This is a genomic window from Lysobacter sp. cf310, assembly GCF_900114355.1.
GTDB lineage: Bacteria > Pseudomonadota > Gammaproteobacteria > Xanthomonadales > Xanthomonadaceae > Lysobacter.
In genome coordinates this window covers 352,816-370,986 of sequence record NZ_FOSS01000003.1, presented here as the reverse complement: position 1 = coordinate 370,986, position 18,171 = coordinate 352,816, and the positions used below count along the sequence as shown (strand labels likewise).

The 18,171-nt window shown below is 68.6% G+C and carries 19 protein-coding genes; 14 read left to right on the top strand and 5 right to left on the bottom strand.

Going from position 1 to position 18,171, the window contains the following annotated elements; all coding sequences use genetic code 11:
• The first annotated feature begins 190 nt into the window (after nucleotides 1-190).
• The 3 genes from BMZ45_RS12965 to BMZ45_RS12955 all read left to right on the top strand — a co-directional run bounded on the left by BMZ45_RS12965 (nucleotide 191) and on the right by BMZ45_RS12955 (nucleotide 2,482).
• Nucleotides 191-502, top strand: coding sequence for a hypothetical protein (locus BMZ45_RS12965; protein ID WP_091636964.1), 312 nt, complete (start codon nucleotides 191-193; stop codon nucleotides 500-502).
• Nucleotides 503-976: 474 nt separating this feature from the next.
• Complete coding sequence (locus tag BMZ45_RS12960) at nucleotides 977-1,747, top strand: CPBP family intramembrane glutamic endopeptidase (RefSeq protein ID WP_091636963.1); 771 nt, start codon at nucleotides 977-979, stop codon at nucleotides 1,745-1,747.
• A gap of 168 nt (nucleotides 1,748-1,915) precedes the next feature.
• A complete protein-coding gene (locus tag BMZ45_RS12955; RefSeq protein ID WP_091636962.1) occupies nucleotides 1,916-2,482 on the top strand; it encodes a hypothetical protein in 567 nt (188 codons plus the stop codon).
• Between the two features lie 57 nt (nucleotides 2,483-2,539).
• Here the strand turns inward: BMZ45_RS12955 and BMZ45_RS12950 are convergent, their stop codons facing one another.
• On the bottom strand, nucleotides 2,540-3,232 hold the full coding sequence (locus BMZ45_RS12950; RefSeq protein WP_091636961.1) for an alpha/beta hydrolase: 693 nt from the start codon (nucleotides 3,230-3,232) through the stop codon (nucleotides 2,540-2,542).
• 481 nt (nucleotides 3,233-3,713) lie between these two features.
• On the bottom strand, nucleotides 3,714-4,085 hold the full coding sequence (locus tag BMZ45_RS12945; RefSeq protein ID WP_091636960.1) for a helix-turn-helix domain-containing protein: 372 nt from the start codon (nucleotides 4,083-4,085) through the stop codon (nucleotides 3,714-3,716).
• A 185-nt stretch (nucleotides 4,086-4,270) separates the two neighbouring features.
• Here BMZ45_RS12945 and BMZ45_RS21295 point away from each other — a divergent pair, with 185 nt between their 5' ends.
• The 3 genes from BMZ45_RS21295 to BMZ45_RS12940 are packed head-to-tail and all read left to right on the top strand — an operon-like array spanning nucleotide 4,271 to nucleotide 7,241.
• Nucleotides 4,271-4,537 carry a hypothetical protein gene (locus BMZ45_RS21295; protein ID WP_139215504.1) on the top strand — a complete coding sequence of 89 codons (267 nt, stop codon included), beginning with the start codon at nucleotides 4,271-4,273 and terminating at the stop codon, nucleotides 4,535-4,537.
• Nucleotides 4,538-4,542: 5 nt separating this feature from the next.
• Nucleotides 4,543-4,995, top strand: coding sequence for a hypothetical protein (locus tag BMZ45_RS21690; protein WP_175489060.1), 453 nt, complete (start codon nucleotides 4,543-4,545; stop codon nucleotides 4,993-4,995).
• Nucleotides 4,996-5,051: 56 nt separating this feature from the next.
• Nucleotides 5,052-7,241 (top strand): CHASE domain-containing protein, encoded by a 2,190-nt coding sequence (locus tag BMZ45_RS12940; protein ID WP_175489059.1) that lies wholly within the window; start codon nucleotides 5,052-5,054, stop codon nucleotides 7,239-7,241.
• 352 nt (nucleotides 7,242-7,593) lie between these two features.
• On the opposite strand, the gene smpB is transcribed toward BMZ45_RS12940, so the two are convergent.
• The gene (gene smpB / locus BMZ45_RS12935) at nucleotides 7,594-8,106 is read right to left on the bottom strand and encodes an SsrA-binding protein SmpB (RefSeq protein WP_091636958.1); all 513 of its coding nucleotides are present in this window, start codon (nucleotides 8,104-8,106) and stop codon (nucleotides 7,594-7,596) included.
• A 42-nt stretch (nucleotides 8,107-8,148) separates the two neighbouring features.
• Between smpB and BMZ45_RS12930 the strand changes: the two genes are divergently transcribed.
• Together BMZ45_RS12930 and BMZ45_RS12925 are read left to right on the top strand one after the other, a co-directional pair.
• A complete protein-coding gene (locus BMZ45_RS12930; protein ID WP_091636957.1) occupies nucleotides 8,149-8,583 on the top strand; it encodes a type II toxin-antitoxin system RatA family toxin in 435 nt (144 codons plus the stop codon).
• Between the two features lie 8 nt (nucleotides 8,584-8,591).
• Nucleotides 8,592-8,861 carry an RnfH family protein gene (locus BMZ45_RS12925; RefSeq protein ID WP_175489079.1) on the top strand — a complete coding sequence of 90 codons (270 nt, stop codon included), beginning with the start codon at nucleotides 8,592-8,594 and terminating at the stop codon, nucleotides 8,859-8,861.
• A 55-nt stretch (nucleotides 8,862-8,916) separates the two neighbouring features.
• On the opposite strand, the gene BMZ45_RS12920 is transcribed toward BMZ45_RS12925, so the two are convergent.
• Nucleotides 8,917-9,312: an outer membrane protein assembly factor BamE gene (locus BMZ45_RS12920; RefSeq protein WP_056174978.1), complete on the bottom strand. Its 396-nt coding sequence runs from the start codon at nucleotides 9,310-9,312 to the stop codon at nucleotides 8,917-8,919.
• A gap of 190 nt (nucleotides 9,313-9,502) precedes the next feature.
• Here BMZ45_RS12920 and fur point away from each other — a divergent pair, with 190 nt between their 5' ends.
• Both fur and BMZ45_RS21685 read left to right on the top strand, forming a co-directional pair.
• Nucleotides 9,503-9,904: a ferric iron uptake transcriptional regulator gene (gene fur / locus BMZ45_RS12915; RefSeq protein WP_091636955.1), complete on the top strand. Its 402-nt coding sequence runs from the start codon at nucleotides 9,503-9,505 to the stop codon at nucleotides 9,902-9,904.
• A 7-nt stretch (nucleotides 9,905-9,911) separates the two neighbouring features.
• On the top strand, nucleotides 9,912-10,058 hold the full coding sequence (locus BMZ45_RS21685) for a hypothetical protein (RefSeq protein WP_175489058.1): 147 nt from the start codon (nucleotides 9,912-9,914) through the stop codon (nucleotides 10,056-10,058).
• Between the two features lie 76 nt (nucleotides 10,059-10,134).
• Here the strand turns inward: BMZ45_RS21685 and recN are convergent, their stop codons facing one another.
• Entirely contained in the window at nucleotides 10,135-11,802 is a 1,668-nt protein-coding gene (gene recN, locus BMZ45_RS12910) for a DNA repair protein RecN (protein ID WP_091636954.1), read from the bottom strand.
• A 487-nt stretch (nucleotides 11,803-12,289) separates the two neighbouring features.
• Between recN and hrcA the strand changes: the two genes are divergently transcribed.
• From hrcA to dnaJ, 4 genes are all read left to right on the top strand, one after another.
• The gene (gene hrcA / locus BMZ45_RS12905) at nucleotides 12,290-13,339 is read left to right on the top strand and encodes a heat-inducible transcriptional repressor HrcA (RefSeq protein ID WP_091636953.1); all 1,050 of its coding nucleotides are present in this window, start codon (nucleotides 12,290-12,292) and stop codon (nucleotides 13,337-13,339) included.
• A gap of 838 nt (nucleotides 13,340-14,177) precedes the next feature.
• Nucleotides 14,178-14,693 (top strand): nucleotide exchange factor GrpE, encoded by a 516-nt coding sequence (gene grpE / locus BMZ45_RS12900; protein WP_091636952.1) that lies wholly within the window; start codon nucleotides 14,178-14,180, stop codon nucleotides 14,691-14,693.
• A gap of 140 nt (nucleotides 14,694-14,833) precedes the next feature.
• Entirely contained in the window at nucleotides 14,834-16,747 is a 1,914-nt protein-coding gene (dnaK, locus tag BMZ45_RS12895; protein WP_091636951.1) for a molecular chaperone DnaK, read from the top strand.
• Nucleotides 16,748-16,874: 127 nt separating this feature from the next.
• Entirely contained in the window at nucleotides 16,875-18,005 is a 1,131-nt protein-coding gene (dnaJ, locus tag BMZ45_RS12890) for a molecular chaperone DnaJ (RefSeq protein ID WP_091636950.1), read from the top strand.
• Nucleotides 18,006-18,171 lie beyond the last annotated feature (166 nt).

Below are 18,171 nucleotides of genomic sequence, written 5' to 3'. Positions count from 1 at the left end.
GACCTAAACAGGGGCGAGCAGTCGCCGAGAACGCGATCCTGGCATCCAAGGCAGTACAGGGAGGTGAAATCGAGCGCCGCAGCGCTTGCGGCAAGGCGCGTGCAGTTGCGTGTTCGCAGATCGGCGAGTCCGCCACCCGGCACCGCGGCGAGTCGCGGGCCGCCGCGCGGGTAAGGCTTATAATGCGCGCATGGATTACCAGCTCATCATCAAGCTGTGGCGCAAGTCGCTGACAGACGAGACCTTTCTGACCACGCTGGAAAGCGAGCTGAAGGCGGCCTTGGGCGACACCGTGGAGCTGGAGGGCTACGACGTCAGCCCGAAAGAAATCAATGTATTCATGACCACGGCCGATCCGCGCCATTCCTTCCGGCGCGCGCGCAGCGTGCTGGAGAAGCTGGGCGTGGTGCAGGGTGTATCGGCCGCGTTTCGCCTGGTCGGCGGCGCCAGCTTCACCTCGATCTGGCCGCTGCGCGTGATGCGCAAGTTCACGCTGCCCTAGCAGGGCTGCGGCGATGGCACTCGCGTGCGCGCGGCGCCAACGCCGAATCCGGACCCGGGTCACGGATCGTGCCCGCCCATGAACCAAGATGGCCTTGGACTTGCCTGCTGCCCGTCGCTAGGGTCGTAGGCGTTCGTTGTCCGTTTCCGATCGCGCCTTGCGTTGGACGATGGTCGGGCGCGCGAAAGCCGTCCGGGGGGGGGGCGGCCGGAGCCGGCCCGCCGATGTGTCGCCGCAGACGGAGTCCACCGCACCAGCTCACGGAGACGTCCGCATGACCCGCAGTCGATTCGACCATGAAGGCGCGAAGGTGGGAGCAGGGCGGCCGTCATCCGCGGAGCCCGCTTGCGGGCATGCGCATGTCGCACCGCGTCCGCGGGTTGCCCAGGCCGATCCTGCGCCCGAGCCGCACGCGCGTGCGTGCGCGGCGATAGGTGCCATCGGTTCGACATGGTTGCATTCCGGAGTCCGCTCATGACGCCGACGCCGACGCCGACGCCGCCCGACCGCAGCGGCCATGCCAGCGACGACTTTCCCTACTACAACGGAAAGCCGGTCGCCATTTCGGGCGCGCAGTGGGCGTTCGTGTTGCTTACGGTCGCGCTCGGCTTCGCGGCGCTGGTCGCGCCCGTCCCGCTGTTCCGCGAAGGCTGGGGCCAGTTCATCCCCGCGGTCGCGTTCTTCGCCATTCCCTTGCTGGGCCTGGCCATCGTCGCGCCGCATCACTGGACGGCGCTGTTCCGTCGCGTCGGCTGGCGCGAGTTGCTGTGGATGCTGGCCTTCGCCGCGCTCAATCTGCTGGTCAGCCTGGCGGTCGGTCTGCTGGTCATGAAAGGGACCGGCGCGGCCAGCAATCCGGCCTTCGCGATTCTGGCCCAGCAAGGCATGGGCGAGCGCTCGCTGTTCTTTCTCAAGACCCTGCCGCAGCTGCTGGGCGAGGAAGTGCTGACCTTGCTGCCCTTGCTGGCGCTGACCTGGTACCTGCACACCAGGCTGGGCTGGTCGCGCTCGCGCGCCTTGCTGCTGGCGTGGGTGGCGACCGCCCTCATGTTCGGCGCGATGCATCTGCCCACCTACGGCTGGAACCTGCTGCAGTGCCTGGTCGTGATCGGCAGCGCGCGCCTGGTGCTGAGCTTGGCCTATCTCAAGACTAAAAATACGTGGGTGTCGTTCGGCGCGCACGTGATCAACGACTGGTCGCTGTTCGGCATCGGGCTGATGGGAGCAAGCGCGGGCGCTGGGTAAGGCTGCGCCGACGGGGCCTGCACAAGATCGAGGTACGCAAAGTGACGAAAATACGTGCATCGCCGGCGACGTCACCGTCGTTCGGGTTTCATTGACGGGCGCACAGGCAACATCAGGCCCCGCGCCTCACCACCGCAGCGCGTTTCCCCCAACTACGGAGTTCTTGCCATGAAATGGATCCTCGTCTCCACCGCGGCCGCCGCGTCCCTGTTCGCCTGCAACGCCTACGCGGGCATCCCGCAGCTCAACGGCACCTGTCCGGGCAATCTGTCGGTGCACGCCGACGAAGGCGGTCCGGTGTACGTCAACGGTAAGGAAACCAAGCTCAAGCGCTTCAACGACAACTACTACGAAGCCAAGGACGCCGCGACCGGCGTGACCTTGTCGATCACCATCAATCCCGACGGCTCGCCCAGCCTGTCCTACACCGGCAAGAACCGCGCGAACGGTGTGTGCCAGCTCGGCGCCGCCGCTGCCGCCGCGAAGCCCGCAGCCGCGCCCAAGACCGGCGCGCGCGAATCGCATCCGGCCGCCGAGAAGGCCTGTCTGGCCGCGGTCGCCAAGACCACCAGCGTCCAGGCGAACACGTTGTCGGTGATCAGCGCCGAGTGGAGCCAGGCCGGCACCGGGGTCAAGGTGAAGGTACCGGGCGCGGACGCGCCCTGGGCCTGCATGGTCGACGACAAGGGCAAGGTCTGGAACGTCAGCTACACCGGTTCGGAAGGCAAGCTCTAAGCCGAACGCGAGCCCGGGACGCCGCGCGATCGCGAGATCGCGCGGCGTGCGCGCAGCTCAGGCGGTCGCCCGCGCCGCTTCGTCGATCAGTGCGGCGACTTCGGCCGGCCTGGACGCCAGCGAGGCGTGGCTGGCCGCCAGTTCGATGACCTTGCGCGCGCCCAGTCGCGCCGACATGCGCTGTTGGTTCTCCGGCGCGATCATGCGGTCCTCGCTGGAAATCTGATACCAGGACGGCTTGTGCTTCCAGGCCGGCGCACTCACCGCATCGCCGAAGGTGCTGGCCAGCGGCGCCTTCTGGGTGATGCCCATGATGTAGCCCTCGTCGGGCGTGAGGTCCTGGCAGAAGCTTTCGTGGAACTTGTCGGCCTGCACCCACAGGTAGCCGTCGCTGTCGGGCGCCAGGTTCGCGGCCGCGATCGGCGGGTGCTCTTGAGTGATGCCGCCCGGGCTTTCGCCGGCGTCGGGCGCGAACGCGGCGATATAGACCAGGGCCGCCACATTGGGCAGATTGCCCGCCTGGCTGATCACCGCGCCGCCGTAGGAATGGCCGACCAGCACCACCGGCCCGTCGACCTGGGCGACCATCTTGCGGGTGCGCTCGGCATCGTCGGCCAAGGACGTCAGCGGCAGTTCGACCGCGCGGATCGAGGGGTAGCCCTTGCGCTTGAGCTCGAGGATGACCTTGCTCCAATGGGCCGCGCCGCCCCAGAAACCGTGCACCAGCACTACCGTGGATTTGTCGCTCATGACCGCTCTCCTGTGGGGATGCGCCGACGGCGGGCCGGCAAGGCCGGTCGGCGCGGCCTGGACGGGCGGACATCGGTCGAGCCGGGGCGGCGGGGAGCGGATCCGTGCGATGGCCGTTGCGATGGCGGTCGAGCGGTGCGAGCTCGCACAGCGTCGATCCGGGCGCGTTAAATCCGGGCGAAATGTGGCCTCAGGTGGAGGCCGGGCACTACGGATGGTTGACGCCGGGATCGCGGCGGCGCGGCGCGCGGGGCGGGTCCGACGGCAGGGGCGCAACACGCAAACAGCCGCGCCTGTTCCCGTCGCGTCGGGTCCGGCTCGACGCGACGGCGATGCGAGCGTCCATCGCCCCGGGCCCGGCGCGCGCGACACGTCCGCACGATCTCGCCCGATGCGACGCCCACGGCGCAGGCTCGACGCGACGGCCGTCGTGCCGAACGAGGAGGAACTGCGATCCGCGGCGGGCAGTGCCCGCGCCGGCTCAGTGACCGTCCAGCAACTCGATCAGGGCGCGCCGCTTCTTGCGCGACAGCTTGCGCATCAGGCCCATCAGGCGCAGCTCGTCGGGGTCGCTGTACTTGGTGGTCTGATCGCGCACCGACAGCGACTTGCCTTCGATGGTGCCGCGGCCGGTGGCCAGCCATTCGAAGCTAACGTGCTGCTGGACCGCGATCGAGAGCATGCGCTCCAGCTCGGGCAGGGCCAGGCCGATCAGCCATTTGCGCGCGGTCTCGCGGCTCACGCCGTAGTACGACGCGAGTGCGCCGGTGCGGGCGCGGCCTTTGGCGAAGCCGGAAAAATCCAGCGCCTGATGCAGGCGGCGGGCGAATTCGTCGTGAGGTGTAGTGCTCATGCGGTACCGCCTGTGCGTCCTGCCAGGCTCGATCGGTTGTCCGTCACCGGGTGTCCACTCGTTCTTGCGCGGGAGAGCGCAACTCATTCTTGCGCATCTTGTGGAAACGAATCACACTTTTTAGGTGTTGTATTTCGCTACTTCAAGTTGTATGTTGGAATCGCATAGACGACGATAGGGATGTCGTGGCCGATATAGCTCGTGCAGCAGTAGCCGCCCGCGCGGAGAGCGGAAATTCCCGCGAAAATCCGATCCAGCGTTATGTCGCCTGCTTCGCGACAGTCGGGTCGGCGGCCAAGGCCGCCGGTGTGTCCACAGAAATGCTGCGTCAAATGCGCATTAGAGGCTTCGTTTCTACGCGCAACCGTGCTTTGCGCATGGCCGAGGCCTGCGCCGGGCGGGTCAGCGCGATCGAGCTGATGGCGCTGCCGCGCCGGAGCGGGCGGGGCTGATGCCGATGCGCGCACCTGATCTCGTCGTCGCCGCGCCGCTGCGCGAATCCGACACCACTGCCCGGGTCGCGATCGCGGCCGCCGAACCGGCGTCGCCGCTGCGCGGGGAATGGGCGGATGCCGCGGACGTGGCGGCCGGTCTGGCCGCGGCGCTGGCGCTGCTGGTCGCGGCCGCGGCCTGCGTGCTGGCGGTGTCGATGCGGCGTCCACCCTCGTTGCCGGAACTGGCCGAACGCGAAAGCCGCAACGGCGACAGCCTGCTGTGGCTGGCGCGCGAGATCGAGCTGCAGGTCGCGCAGTTGGAGCGAGCCGGGCGCAACGCCGGCGAGCAGCGGCGCTGGGCGCGCCTGTGCCGGCGTATCGCCGGCGAACACCTGGAATGCGTGAACGCCCTGATGCTGGAGGAGCTGCGCCGCGAGGCGCCATCGCCGTCCCGGCGCGAGCCGGCGGGGCCCTAGCCGACGGGCGTGCCAGAAACGTGCCTGCGCGCTGGCTCGGCTTGTATGCTCGCGGCATGAGCTCAACCGATCTGGACGATTCCGCCGTCGCACAGCTGTCCGGCCTGGTGCCGCGTCGCAGCTACCTGCTCGCATTGCTGGTGCTGATCGGCGCGCTGGTGCTGGTGTTCACGACCTGGACGGTGGCGCGCGACCGCGAGTTGCGCACGGCCGAGTCGGAGTTTCAGGCGCAGACCGAGGTCATCACCGACCTGATGCGGCAGCGTCTGATCTATTACGAATTGGTGGCCGGCGGCGGCGTGTCGCTGTTCGCCTCGGTGGCGCGGCCGACCCCGCAGCAGTGGCGCGCCTATGTCGAGGGCATGAACCTGAGCCAGCGGTTTCCGGCGATGCTGGGGCTGGGCTTCGGCGGCTACGTGCGCAGTTCACGCCTGCCGGATCTGCAGACCGAGTGGCGCGAGTCGGGTTACGGCATGCTCGAGGTGCGCCCGCGCGGCGTGCGCCGCGACTACGGCCCGATCCTGTACCTGGAGCCGAAGACGGCGGCCAACGTGGCGGCGGTCGGCTACGACATGTACTCCGAACCGACCCGCGCGACCGCGATGCTGGCCGCGCTGGAGTCCGGCCAGCCGCAGCTGACCGGACCCTTGCACCTGATCCAGGACGGCGCCGAGAAGAACGTCGGGCTGGTCCTGTACCTGCCGGTGTATCGCGGCGGCGACCGCCCGCAGAGCCTGGACGCGCGCCGCAGCTCGATGCAAGGCTGGGTCTACGTGCCGTTCCGCATGCAACGCTTCGCCGAAAACTCGATGGGCAGTGCGTTCAAGGATGCGCGCTTCCGCGTCTACGATGTCGAAGGCGCCAGCAGTACCTTGCTTTACGCCAGTCCGCGCGAGCGCGACGAAGTGGAGCCGGCGTTCCGCCACTCGACCACGCTGGACGTGTACGGCCGACGTTGGCGGCTGGAATTCGAATCCACACCGCAGGCGCAGTCGGCGCCGCGCCTGGCCAGCTTGCAGAACATGCTGGCGCTGGGCTTGTTCGCCTCGTTGCTGCTGTATGCGGTGGCGCTGACCCTGGCCCGCACCGAGGCGCGCGCGCGCAAGATCGCCTTGCGCATGACCGAGGACTATCGCCGCAGCGAGACCCGTTTTCGCAGCGCGATGCGCTACTCGGCGATCGGCAAGGCGCTGCTGGACAGCGAGGGCCGCATCGTCGAAGCCAATCCGGCCCTGATCGCGATCGTCGGCAACAATGTAGCGGCCTTGTTGGGCACGCGTTTCGACGGCCTGTTCGAGAACGAGGATCATGAACTGATCGGCAAGGCCACCGGCCGCACCGACACCGACGGCGTGCACCGCGCGACGCGGCGCCTGCATCGCGAGGACGGGCTGGTGCGCCAGGTCCAGCTGACCTATTCGCCGGTGCCCGGCAACGTCGGCCAGGACATCGCCGGCCTGGTCCAGGTCGAGGACGTGACCGAGCGCCTGCGCGCGGAGGCGCGCGTGCACGCGCTCAACCGCACCCTGGAGGCGCGCGTGGCCCTGCGCACCCGCGAGCTGAGCATGGCCAACCAGGAGCTGGAAGCGTTCGCCTACAGCGTCTCGCACGATCTGCGCGCGCCGCTGCGCGCGATCGAGGGCTTCAGCCGCATCCTGATCGAGAAGCATGCCGCGCAACTGGACGATGCCGGCCGGGATTACCTCGGCAGGGTGCGCAAGGCGGCCGGGCGCATGGGCGAGCTGATCGACGCGCTGCTGCACATGTCGCGGCTGTCGCGCAGCGAGCTCAAGCTGGACCGCATCGATCTGAGCAGGATGGCGGCCGAGATCGTCGAAGAGCTGCGCACCGCCGACCCGCAGCGCAGCGTCGAGGTCGAGATCGAACCCGGTCTGCAGGTGGTCGGCGACGCGGCGCTGCTGCGCAACCTGCTGGCGAACCTGCTCGGCAACGCCTGGAAGTTCACCCGCGGCCAGGCCCAGGCGCGCATCGAGTTCGGCGCCGTCACCAATGCCCAGGGGCTGGCGGAGTTCCACGTGCGCGACAACGGCGCGGGCTTCGCCCAGGAGTACGTGGGCAAGCTGTTCCGGCCGTTCCAGCGCCTGCACACCGACAGCGACTTCCCCGGCCACGGCATCGGCCTGGCCTCGGTCAAGCGCATCGTCGAGCGCCACGGCGGCAGCATCCGCGCCGAAGGCGTGGAAGGGAAGGGCGCGACGTTTACGTTTACCTTGCCGGGGGAGTAGGGGCTTGAACGTTTAGCGATGCTGCGCATCGTTTGCGGTTTGCCGCGTCGCTAATGTGTGCGGAATCGTTCCAGGTGAGCTCGTGGGACCCTGCGCGGGTTTGCGTCGTTCCAAAAGCAAATCCCCCTCAATCCCCCTTTTTCAAAGGGGGAGGAAGCGCTATCGCGACAATGCTCTCCGAGTAGGTCTCGGTGAGCCAGTCGAAGTGTCGGCGGCCGGCTTGCGTCGCTTTGATGAGTACGGGCCTGCATCGCGGCATGGCGCTGAAGTCACTGGATCCCCGCTTTCGTGGGCATGACGGAGCGGGAGTGACTTAGCGGTCCAAGCTCTGCTCGAATCCCGAATCCCGCCCTCAAGCGTCGCGGTTATGGCGCCGCATCACGCGCTGCTTCTCGCGCGCCCAGTCGCGTTCCTTGCTGACTTCGCGCTTGTCGTGGCTCTGCTTGCCCTTGGCCAGGGCGATCTCGGCCTTGACCTTGTTGCCCTTCCAGTACAGCGCGGTGAGCACCACGGTGTAGCCGTCGCGCTGGACCCGGCCGATCAGGTTGTCGATTTCGCGCCGGTGCAGCAGCAGTTTGCGGGTGCGGCGTTCCTCGGCCACGACGTGGGTCGAGGCCGAGATCAGCGGGTTGATCTGGGAGCCGTACAGGAACATCTCGCCCTCGCGGATGACCGCGTAGGCGTCGGTGATGTTGGCGCGCCCGGCACGGATCGACTTGAGCTCCCAGCCCTGCAGGGCCAGACCCGCCTCGAAGCGTTCCTCGAGGTGGTAGTCGTGGCGCGAGCGCTTGTTCAGGGCAATGGTGCCGCCGGCGCCGCCCTTTCCTTTATCCTTGCCGGCCTTGTTGTTTGCATTTTTAGCCATCGCGCCATTGTCCCCGATTGCGCGGCCGCTAGCGAATATTCCATGCCGACCATCCGTCGATCCGCTCTAGTCGAACATTCCGCCGCGCGCATGTACGCGCTGGTCAACGACGTCGCGGCCTATCCGCGCCGCTTCGACTGGTGCGAGAACGCGCAGGTGCTGGAGGCCAGCGACAGCCACATGGTGGCGCGGCTGGACCTGGGCCTGGGGGCGCTGCGGACCTGGTTCACCACCCGCAATACCCTGGCGCCGCCGCACCATATCGAGCTCAAGCTGGTCGACGGCCCGTTCCGCCAGCTAGGCGGGCGCTGGGAGTTCCACGCCCTGGACGAGTCGGCCTGCAAGGTCACCCTGACCCTGGAGTTCGAGCCGGCGGTGAAGCTGCTGGGCCCGGCGATGGCGATCGGCTTCCAGAGCCTGGCCGACCGCATGGTCGACGACTTCGTACGGGTCGCCGATCGCGGGGACGAGGCGTGAAGATCGAGATGGTCCGGGCCTGGCCGCGCCGGTTCGAGGCCTGCTCGCTGGACCTGCCCGAGGGCGCGCGCCTGCGCGATGCGCTGGCCGCGGCGGGCTGGGCGCAGGACGAGGAGGCGGTGGCCTACGCGGTGTACGGGGTGCGCGCCGAGCCCGATGCGGTCCTGCGCGACGGCGACCGGGTCGAGCTGCTGCGGCCCTTGCTGGCCGATCCCAAGGACGCACGCCGGCGCCGCGCGCAGGCGCGCGGACCGCTCAAGGGCGGGTCGTCCAAGTAGGGGGTGGCACCGCCGCGGCGGTGCCGGAAACGCCGGGAATCGGGGAAGCGCGGCCTCAGCGGCGGCGCTTCTTGTCCTTTTCCTTGGCCAGGTTGCGGCCGAACTGCTTCGGCGCGGCCTTGGCGATCTGCTCGTCCTGCTCCGGGAAGTAATCGCCGTCCCAGCGGGCCAGGGCGTCGTTCTCGAAGTACAGGACCAGGTTCTTCTTCTCGGTCCGCGCCAGGCGGCCGGTGCGCTGGGTCGCGGTGTAGTCCCAGCGATCGTGGTGGAACGGGTCTTCGATCGAGGGGCTGCCCAGCAGCAATTGCACCTGCTGCTTGGTCATGCCGGTCTGCAGCTGGTCGACCGCGGTCTTCTCGAGCAGGTTGCCCTGGTAGATCGGCTGCTTATAGAGAATGCCGCAACCGGAGGTGATCAAGGCGATCGAAAGGACGAGCAGGAGCTTGCGCATCGTGTGCTGGGACCTATGTCTGCGACGGGCGGGTAACGCGCCGATGATACACTGAAGGCCGCATCCACAAGGGCTGGACCGGGGCGCGCCGAGACGCGTTCATCCGCCGTTCCGGCCGCGGCCGCCGCGCCGCCGGCGCGCGAACGCCGGCCCGGGCCGCCGGTCAGCACGATTAAAGAGGGACGATCAGATGGAATCGCAGGACCTGCGCAACGCCGGACTCAAGGTCACCCATCCGCGCATGCGGATCCTGGAGCTGTTGGAGCAGTCCAAGCCGCGCCACATGACCGCCGAGGACATCTACCGGCTGCTGCTGGAAAAGGGCGAGGACATCGGCCTGGCCACGGTCTACCGCGTGCTGACCCAGTTCGAATCCGCGGGCCTGGTGCTCAAGCACAACTTCGAGGCCGGGCAGTCGGTGTACGAGCTCGACCGCGGCCATCATCACGACCACATGGTCGACATCGAGACCGGCAAGATCATCGAGTTCGAAAGCGCCGAGATCGAAGAGCTGCAGCGCAAGATCGCGGCCAAGCACGGCTACGAGATCGAAGAGCACTCGCTGGTGCTGTACGTGCGCAAGAAGCGCTGAGGCTGATATGAAGGTCGAACTGAGTTCCGACGATGTGGCGTATCTGAGGGAAGTCCTCGGATCCGCACGAGTTGCGATCGAAAACTCTGGAATTCATACGCCGGAGACGCGCGCACAGAGCCTGGCGCGCGTCGAGCAAGTACTAAAAAATTGAACTCGGCAGCTGCCACGGAGTGAGCTGCGCCACGAGTGCTTGAACGACACACCGGTCGCAGCGCTACACGGATCGATCAAACCACATCCGCGAGCAACCGCTTGGCCGCCGCGCGCACTTCCTTGGTCAGCTCGACGCCGCCGAGCATGCGCGCCAGTTCCTCCTCGCGCTGCTTGGCGTCCAGGCGCTGAACCGCGCTCTGGGTGACGCCTTCGCTGGCCGACTTGCTGACCCGGTAATGGGCGTGGCCCTGGGCCGCGACCTGGGGCAGGTGGGTCACGCACAGGACCTGGCGGCTGGCGCCCAGCGCGCGCAGCTTCTGGCCGACGATCTCGGCCACCGCGCCGCCGATGCCGGAATCGACCTCGTCGAAGACCATGCTGGGGACCGTGTCCAGGCCCAGCGCGGCGACTTCGATCGCCAGCGACACGCGCGAGAGCTCGCCGCCGGAAGCGACCTTGCGCAGGGCGCGCGCGGGCTGGCCGGGGTTGGCCGCGACCAGGAACTCGACGCGCTCGCCGCCCTGCGGGTCGGGGCGGTCTTCGTCCAGGGGCTCCAGGGCGATCTCGAAACGGCCGCCGCCCATGCCGAGCTCGCCGATCAGGCCGGTGGTGGCGGCCGACAGGGTGTGGGCGGCGCTGCGGCGCGAGGCGGTCAGGGCGTCGGCGCTGCCGCGCCAGGCCTTGCGCGCGCCGGCGATTTCGCCGTCCAGGCGCGCCAGGCGTTCGCCGGCGCCGCGCAGGACTTCGAGTTCGGCGCCCATGCCGTCGCGGTGCGCGGCCAGCTGTTCGGGGGCGACGCGGTGCTTGCGCGCGAGTTCGTGCAGACGACCCAGGCGTTGTTCCAGGGTGTCGAACGCGGACGGGTCCAGGTCGAGGTCGTCGCGCACGCGGCCGAGCAGGGCCAGGGCTTCGTCGACCTGGATCGCGGCGGCGTCGAGCATGGCGTCGACGTCGCTCAGGCGCGCCTCGTGCTCGACCACGCGCTGCAGTTCTGCGCGCACCTGCTGCAGATTGCGCGACAGCGAGGGGCCGTCCTCGCCGCCGAGACGGGCGAAGGCGTCGTCGCAGGCGGCGATCAGGCCGGCGGCGTGGGCGTGGCGCTTGTGATCGGCGTTCAGGCGCGCGATCGCCTCGGGTTCCAGGGTTTCGCGTTCGAGTTCGGCGTGCTGATGTTCCAGCCAGCCGATGCGTTCGGACACGTCGCCCTTGGCGATCAGGGCGTCGCGTTCGCGCAGCAGGGCGCTCCAGTCGCGCGCGGCGGTTTCGACCGCGGCGCGCGCGGCGTCGTTGCGCGCGTAGGCGTCGAGCAGGGCGAGTTGGCTGGCCTTGGACAGCAGGGCCTGGTGTTCGTGCTGGCCGTGGATCTCGACCAGGCGCGAGGACAGATCGGCGAGCTGGCCCAGGGTGGCCGGGCGGCCGTTGATCCAGGCGCGCGAACCGCCGTCGGCGCGGATCACGCGCCGGACCTGGCAGCTGTCGTCCTCGTCGAGTTCGTTGTCGCGCAGCCAGGCCGCCGCCGGCGCGGCGTCTTCCAGCGAGAAGTCGGCGACCAGCTCGGCGCGGTCGGCGCCGTGGCGGACCACGCCGCTGTCGGCGCGCAGGCCGCTGATCAGACCCAGGGCGTCGACCAGCAGCGACTTGCCGGCGCCGGTCTCGCCGGAGATCACGGTCAAACCCGGGCCGAACGAGAGTTCGGCCGCGCTGACCACGACGAAATGCTTGAGGGAAAGGTGGGTGAGCATGCGCTGGCGGCGTTGTGGAGCGGCGATTGTGCCGGGTCGGGGGTGACCGGGCTAGCAGGGAATGCCGCCAATCTGTGTCGGATTTGTCTCCGGGGTTGAGATTGGGGTGAAAGGGGCGGGTTTCGGGCGTTGAGGGGCGGGTGGTTGTGCGGGGCGCGAAGGTCGGGGCGCAATCGCGGCTTGTGGCCGACGGACATCCCTGTGGGGCGTCGCCCCTCAGGGTGCGTAGGCATTGAGGTGCCGGACTGGTTAGTTGGCGTCTTTGCTAGGTGGCGCGGTCGCGACCTACGTCGCGCCTGCCCCAAAGCGGGCGGGTCGAATGGCGCGCGTGCAGGAATGCTTACTGTAGGAGCGGTATAAGCCGCGATTACCTGGCTGCCAGGCGCCGCAAGGCCAGCCCCCTCTGACGCGGCCTTCCCGCCGCAGGAACGGCGCGCCCGCATCGCCGCGCTTGCGCCCGCCGCCCGGCGCGCTTATATCGACAGCGATGAATCGCCGTTCTTCCGACCTCAGCCTGGACCCGCGCGCGCGCCAGTTGTTGCGCACGCTGATCGGGCGCTACATCCACAGCGGCGAGCCGGTCGGCTCGCAGACGCTGGCGCGCCATGCCGGCCTGGACGTGAGCGCGGCGACCATCCGCAACATACTGTCCGACCTGGAGGACGCCGGCCTGCTCAGCGCGCCGCATACCTCGGCCGGGCGCATACCGACCGCGCAGGGCTACCGCCTGTTCGTGGATTCGCTGCTGCAGGTGCGGCCGCTGCCCGAGGGCGACCTGGCGCGCCTGCGCAGCGAACTGCCGACCGGCTCGGGCACCCAGGCCCTGCTCGGCAGCGCCTCGGAGCTGCTGTCGGCGATGACCCATTTCGTCGGCGTGGTCAGCGTGCCCAAGCGCGAGCAGTTCGCGTTCCGGCGCATCGATTTCGTTCCGCTGGACGCGCAGCGCGTGCTCGCGATCCTGGTGTTCGCCGATCACGACGTGCAGAACCGCATCATCCAAACCAAGCGGCCCTACGACGGCGGCGAGCTGGAGCGGGTCGCCAACTACCTCAACAGCCATTTCGCCGGGCGCCCGGTCGCCGACATCCGCGCCACCCTGCTGCACGAGCTGCGCAGCGCGCAGTCGGAAATGGCCGCGCTGTTGGCGCAGTCGGTGGAGCTGGCCGAGCAGGCGTTGGCGCCGGATCGCGACGACGACATGGTGCTGGCCGGGCAGACCCGGCTGATGGGCGTGCAGGAGTTGTCCGACGTCGATCGCCTGCGCGAACTGTTCGAGGCCTTCGCGCGCAAGCGCGAGATCCTGCAACTGCTGGAGCGCACCATCCACGCTCCTGGCGTGCGCATCTTCATCGGCGAGGAAACCGGCCTGGCGCCGCTGGAAGGCGTGTCGCTGGTGACCGCGCCGTACACCGCCGGCGGCCAGGTGCTGGGCGTGCTGGGCGTGATCGGGCCGACCCGCATGGCCTACGACCGGGTGATCCCGGTGGTGCAGGCGGCGGCGGATGCCTTGGGGGATGCGTTCAAGCCCGAGGCTTGAGCGGGCGTGCGTCTAGGGGCTTGGCCTTCTGTCTGCGGGCCTTGGCCTTGTGTGGGAGCGGCGTGAGCCGCGATCGCGAACACCGTCGTGCTGCGGGTATTGGCTTCGGGGTTGTCTATCGCCCGCGGTGCGCTGCCGCTTCGGCATCGCGGCTCACGCCGCTCCCACAGGAAGCGGGCGAGGCGGGGTGGGCGTCGCCAGCGGTGGCTATGGTCGCGACTCGCGTCGCTCCTGCCTCAAGGCTGTCGCCGCCGCCGATCAGTCGCTTTGGGGTAGGAGCGGCGTGAGCCGCGATGCCCGAAGCCGAAGGGCGCCGATCACCGAGGTTTCGGTCGAAGCCGGGCGCGCGCCGGTCGCCGACTCCCGTGGTCGCGGCTTGCGCCGCTCCTACAGGGGGTGGGCGGGGTGTCGTCGTTGCTGGGGAGGCGTGGTCGCGGCTTGCGCCGCTCCTACAAAGGGCGGGCGGGGTGTCGTCGTTGTTGGGGAGGTGCGGTCGCGGCTTGCGCCGCTCCTATAGGGGGCGGGTGGGGGGTCGTCGTTGCTGGGGAGGTGCGGTCGCGGCTTGCGCCGCTCCTACAGGGGGTGGGTGGGGTGTCGTTGTTGTTGGGGAGGTGCGGTCGCGGCTTGCGGCGCTCCGGCTCAATGGTGCCGATGGCGGCGCGATAGCCCTGCGGTTATGGCCATCGTCCTAAAAACGGCGTCGAACCGCCGCGCTCGCCGCCGTTGCCGCACGATCGCCGCAGATCGCGGCACTTCTGCGGGCTGCGCACTTGAACGGTCCGGGCTTGGCCCCAATAGCTGCCCCTGTCGCGGATGTACCGCCAGGACCCAGCCCAGCATGAGCCACCACGATCCGAATACCGAACTCCACCCCGACGCGCAGGACCCGGCTTCCGCCGCCGCGCCGAACGAGGTCGAGACCCTGCGCGCCGAACTGGCCCAGGTCCGCGAGGACGCGCTGCGCGAGCGCGCCGAACTCGACAACCAACGCAAGCGCCTGGCGCGCGACATCGACATGGCGCGCAAGTTCGCCAACGAGCGCCTGCTCGGCGAGCTGCTGCCGGTGATCGACAGCCTGGAAGCCGGCCTGGCCGCCGCCAGCGGCGACGCCGGCGCGCTGCGCGAGGGCATGGAACTGACCCTGCGCCAGCTGCTCAAGGTCGCCGGCGACAACGGCCTGGTCGCGGTCGACCCGACCGGCCAGCCGTTCAATCCCGAGCAGCACCAGGCCATGAGCATGGTCCCGGCGCCGGGCGTCGCCCCCAACCACGTGGTCCAGGTCTACCAGAAGGGCTGGCTGCTGAATGAGCGGCTGCTGCGCCCGGCCCTGGTCGTGGTCGCCCAGGACGCCTGAACCGTGGCCGGCGCGAGCGCGCCGGCGCGCACGGGCGAAGGCGGGGGCGCTTGAACCGCCCGCGACCGGACCCCAAATAACGCACATCGGCGCCTCAACGGCAGCCGCAACATCTAAAGCATTCGAGAGGGAGCAACACCATGGGCAAGATCATCGGCATCGACCTCGGCACGACCAACTCGTGCGTGGCGATCATGGAAGGCGGCAACGTCAAGGTCATCGAGAACGCGGAAGGCGATCGCACCACGCCGTCCATCGTCGCCTTCACCAAGGACGGCGAAGTCCTGGTCGGCGCCTCGGCCAAGCGCCAGGCCGTCACCAATCCCAAGAACACCTTTTACGCGGTGAAGCGCCTGATCGGCCGCAAGTTCACCGACGCCGAAGTGCAGAAGGACCTGGACCTGGTGCCCTACGGCATCGCCCAGCACGACAACGGCGACGCCTGGGTGTCGACGGCCGACGGCAAGAAGATGGCGCCGCAGCAGATCTCGGCCGAAGTGCTGGCCAAGATGAAGAAGACCGCCGAGGCCTACCTGGGCGAGACCGTCACCGAGGCGGTCATCACCGTGCCGGCCTACTTCAACGACAGCCAGCGCCAGGCCACCAAGGACGCGGGCAAGATCGCCGGCCTGGAGGTCAAGCGCATCATCAACGAGCCGACCGCGGCGGCCTTGGCCTACGGCATGGACAAGAAGGGCGGCGATCGCAAGGTCGCGGTCTACGACCTCGGCGGCGGCACCTTCGACGTGTCGATCATCGAGATCGCCTCGGTCGACGGCGAAATGCAGGTCGAGGTGTTGGCCACCAACGGCGACACCTTCCTGGGCGGCGAAGACTTCGACAAGCGCGTCATCGACTACTTGGTGGAAGAGTTCCAGAAGGATCAGGGCATCGACCTGCGCAAGGATCCGCTGGCCCTGCAGCGCCTGAAGGACGCGGCCGAGCGCGCCAAGATCGAGCTGTCCAGCGCCCAGCAGACCGAAGTGAATCTGCCGTACGTGACCGCCGACGCCTCGGGTCCGAAGCACCTCAACATCAAGCTGACCCGCGCCAAGCTGGAGTCGCTGGTCGAGGACCTGGTCAAGAAGACCATCGAGCCCTGCCGCATCGCGCTCAACGACGCCGGCCTGCGCGCGGGCGACATCAGCGAAGTGATCCTGGTCGGCGGTCAGACCCGCATGCCCAAGGTCGGTCAGGCCGTGGCCGAGTTCTTCGGCAAGGAGCCGCGCAAGGACGTCAACCCGGACGAAGCCGTCGCCATCGGCGCGGCGATCCAGGGCGGCGTGCTGGCCGGCGACGTCAAGGACGTGCTGCTGCTGGACGTGACCCCGCTGAGCCTGGGCATCGAGACCCTGGGCGGCGTGTTCACCAAGATCATCGAGAAGAACACCACCATCCCGACCAAGGCCTCGCAGACCTTCTCCACCGCCGAGGACAACCAGTCGGCCGTGACCGTGCACGTGCTGCAGGGCGAGCGCGAGCAGGCCCGCTACAACAAGTCGCTGGCGCGCTTCGACCTGTCCGGCATCGAGCCTTCGCCGCGCGGCATGCCGCAGGTCGAGGTGTCCTTCGACATCGACGCCAACGGCATCCTGCACGTGTCGGCCAAGGACAAGAAGACCGGCAAGGAACAGAAGGTCGAGATCAAGGCCGGTTCGGGCCTGTCCGAGGACGAGATCGCCAAGATGGTCGCCGACGCGGAAGCCAACCGCGAGGAAGACCAGAAGTTCCACGACCTGGTCCAGGCCCGCAACCAGGCTGACGGCCTGATCCACATGGCGCGCAGCACGATCAAGGAGCACGGTGAGAAGCTGCCGGGCGACGCGATCGGCCGCACCGAGGGCGCGATCGCCGAGCTCGAGACCGCGATGAAGGGCGACGACAAGGGCCAGATCGAGGCCAAGTCCAAGGCCCTGGAAGAGGCGGCGCAGGCGCTGTTCGCGGCGGTCCAGGCCCAGCAGCCGGGCGCGGACGCGGGCGGCAACGCCGGCGCCAAGTCCGACGACGTGGTCGACGCCGAGTTCACCGAAGTCAAGGACGACCAGAAGCCGTGATTCGGGATCGGGAATGAGCGAAACGAAGGAGCGGGTTTTCCCGCTCCTTTCGCTATTCTCCCTCCGGTTCCGTCCCTGAGTTTTGCGCTGTAGCGAATCACGAATCCCGAATCACGAATCCCGGCCCATGAGCAAACGCGACTACTACGAAGTGCTGGGCGTGGCCCGCAACGCCAGCGACGAAGACCTGAAGAAGGCCTATCGGCGCTGCGCGATGAAGCACCACCCCGACCGCAATCCCGGCGACAACGCCGCCGAGGCCGCGTTCAAGGAGTGCAAGGAGGCCTACGAGGTGCTGTCCGACGCCAACCGTCGGCGCGCCTACGACCAGCATGGCCACGCCGCGTTCGAGCACGGCATGGGCGGTGGCGGCGGCGGTGGAGCCGGCTACGCCGACATGGGCGATATCTTCGGCGACATCTTCGGCAACATCTTCGGCGGCGGTGGCGGCCAGCGCGGACCGCGCCGCGGCGCAGACATCGGCTACGTGATGGAGCTGTCGCTGGAAGAGGCGGTCGGCGGCCTCGACAAGCAGATCGAAATCCCGACCCTGGACGAATGCGACACCTGCAACGGCTCGGGTTCGGCCGACGGCAAGCTCGAAACCTGCACCACCTGCAGCGGTCGCGGCCAGGTCCGCTTCCAGCGCGGCATCTTCTCGATGCAGCAGGCCTGCCCGCATTGCGGCGGCCGCGGCCAGACCATCGCCGACCCTTGCAAGGACTGCCACGGCCAGGGCCGGGTGGAACGCACCAAGACCCTGCAGGTCAAGATTCCGGCCGGCGTCGACAACGGCGACCGCATCCGCCTGACCGGCGAAGGCGAGGCCGGCCCGGCCGGTTCGCCGCCGGGCGATCTGTACGTGGAAGTGCGCGTGCGCGAGCACGAGATCTTCCAGCGCGACGGCGACGACCTGCATTGCGAAGTGCCGATCCGCATTTCGCAGGCCGCGCTCGGCGATACGATCCGCGTGCCCACGCTGGGCGGCGAGGTCGAGCTGCGGATTCCGTTCGAAACCCAGAGCGGCAAGCTGTTCCGTCTGCGCGACAAGGGCGTGAAGTCGGTGCGCAGCCGCAAGCCCGGCGACCTGTATTGCCGGGTGGTGGTGGAAACGCCGGTCAACCTGACCGTCGAACAGCGTGAGCTGTTGGAGAAGTTCGAAGCGACCTTCATCGGCGACGGCGCGCGCAAGCACTCGCCGCGCTCCTCGACCTTCCTGGACGGGGTCAAGGGCTTCTGGGACCGGATGACGTCCTGAGGCCTGCGCTTAGCGAAATCCGAAGGGGGCTGCGGCCCCCTTTTTCGTGCCCGAAACGTGCCGCGCCGGACTTGCGCCGGAACGGTCTTAGCGGCGCGCGTTCGATGTGATAGAACGTCTCGCATCCGGCGTGCGACCGGTTCAGGACGACGCCTCGCGGCCACGC

Excerpts from the sequence above, each read along its gene's own strand:
- BMZ45_RS12930 (WP_091636957.1), top strand. The coding sequence starts at position 8,149 with ATGCCGACCATCCGTCGATCCGCTCTAGTCGAACATTCCGCCGCGCGC.
- BMZ45_RS12920 (WP_056174978.1), bottom strand. The coding sequence starts at position 9,312 with ATGCGCAAGCTCCTGCTCGTCCTTTCGATCGCCTTGATCACCTCCGGT.
- dnaJ (WP_091636950.1), top strand. The coding sequence starts at position 16,875 with ATGAGCAAACGCGACTACTACGAAGTGCTGGGCGTGGCCCGCAACGCC.
- BMZ45_RS12950 (WP_091636961.1), bottom strand. The coding sequence starts at position 3,232 with ATGAGCGACAAATCCACGGTAGTGCTGGTGCACGGTTTCTGGGGCGGC.
- BMZ45_RS21685 (WP_175489058.1), top strand. The coding sequence starts at position 9,912 with ATGAAGGTCGAACTGAGTTCCGACGATGTGGCGTATCTGAGGGAAGTC.
- hrcA (WP_091636953.1), top strand. The coding sequence starts at position 12,290 with ATGAATCGCCGTTCTTCCGACCTCAGCCTGGACCCGCGCGCGCGCCAG.
- BMZ45_RS21690 (WP_175489060.1), top strand. The coding sequence starts at position 4,543 with ATGCGCGCACCTGATCTCGTCGTCGCCGCGCCGCTGCGCGAATCCGAC.
- BMZ45_RS12925 (WP_175489079.1), top strand. The coding sequence starts at position 8,592 with ATGGTCCGGGCCTGGCCGCGCCGGTTCGAGGCCTGCTCGCTGGACCTG.
- BMZ45_RS12940 (WP_175489059.1), top strand. The coding sequence starts at position 5,052 with ATGAGCTCAACCGATCTGGACGATTCCGCCGTCGCACAGCTGTCCGGC.
- BMZ45_RS12960 (WP_091636963.1), top strand. The coding sequence starts at position 977 with ATGACGCCGACGCCGACGCCGACGCCGCCCGACCGCAGCGGCCATGCC.
- smpB (WP_091636958.1), bottom strand. The coding sequence starts at position 8,106 with ATGGCTAAAAATGCAAACAACAAGGCCGGCAAGGATAAAGGAAAGGGC.
- dnaK (WP_091636951.1), top strand. The coding sequence starts at position 14,834 with ATGGGCAAGATCATCGGCATCGACCTCGGCACGACCAACTCGTGCGTG.
- BMZ45_RS12945 (WP_091636960.1), bottom strand. The coding sequence starts at position 4,085 with ATGAGCACTACACCTCACGACGAATTCGCCCGCCGCCTGCATCAGGCG.
- BMZ45_RS12965 (WP_091636964.1), top strand. The coding sequence starts at position 191 with ATGGATTACCAGCTCATCATCAAGCTGTGGCGCAAGTCGCTGACAGAC.
- BMZ45_RS12955 (WP_091636962.1), top strand. The coding sequence starts at position 1,916 with ATGAAATGGATCCTCGTCTCCACCGCGGCCGCCGCGTCCCTGTTCGCC.
- grpE (WP_091636952.1), top strand. The coding sequence starts at position 14,178 with ATGAGCCACCACGATCCGAATACCGAACTCCACCCCGACGCGCAGGAC.
- recN (WP_091636954.1), bottom strand. The coding sequence starts at position 11,802 with ATGCTCACCCACCTTTCCCTCAAGCATTTCGTCGTGGTCAGCGCGGCC.
- fur (WP_091636955.1), top strand. The coding sequence starts at position 9,503 with ATGGAATCGCAGGACCTGCGCAACGCCGGACTCAAGGTCACCCATCCG.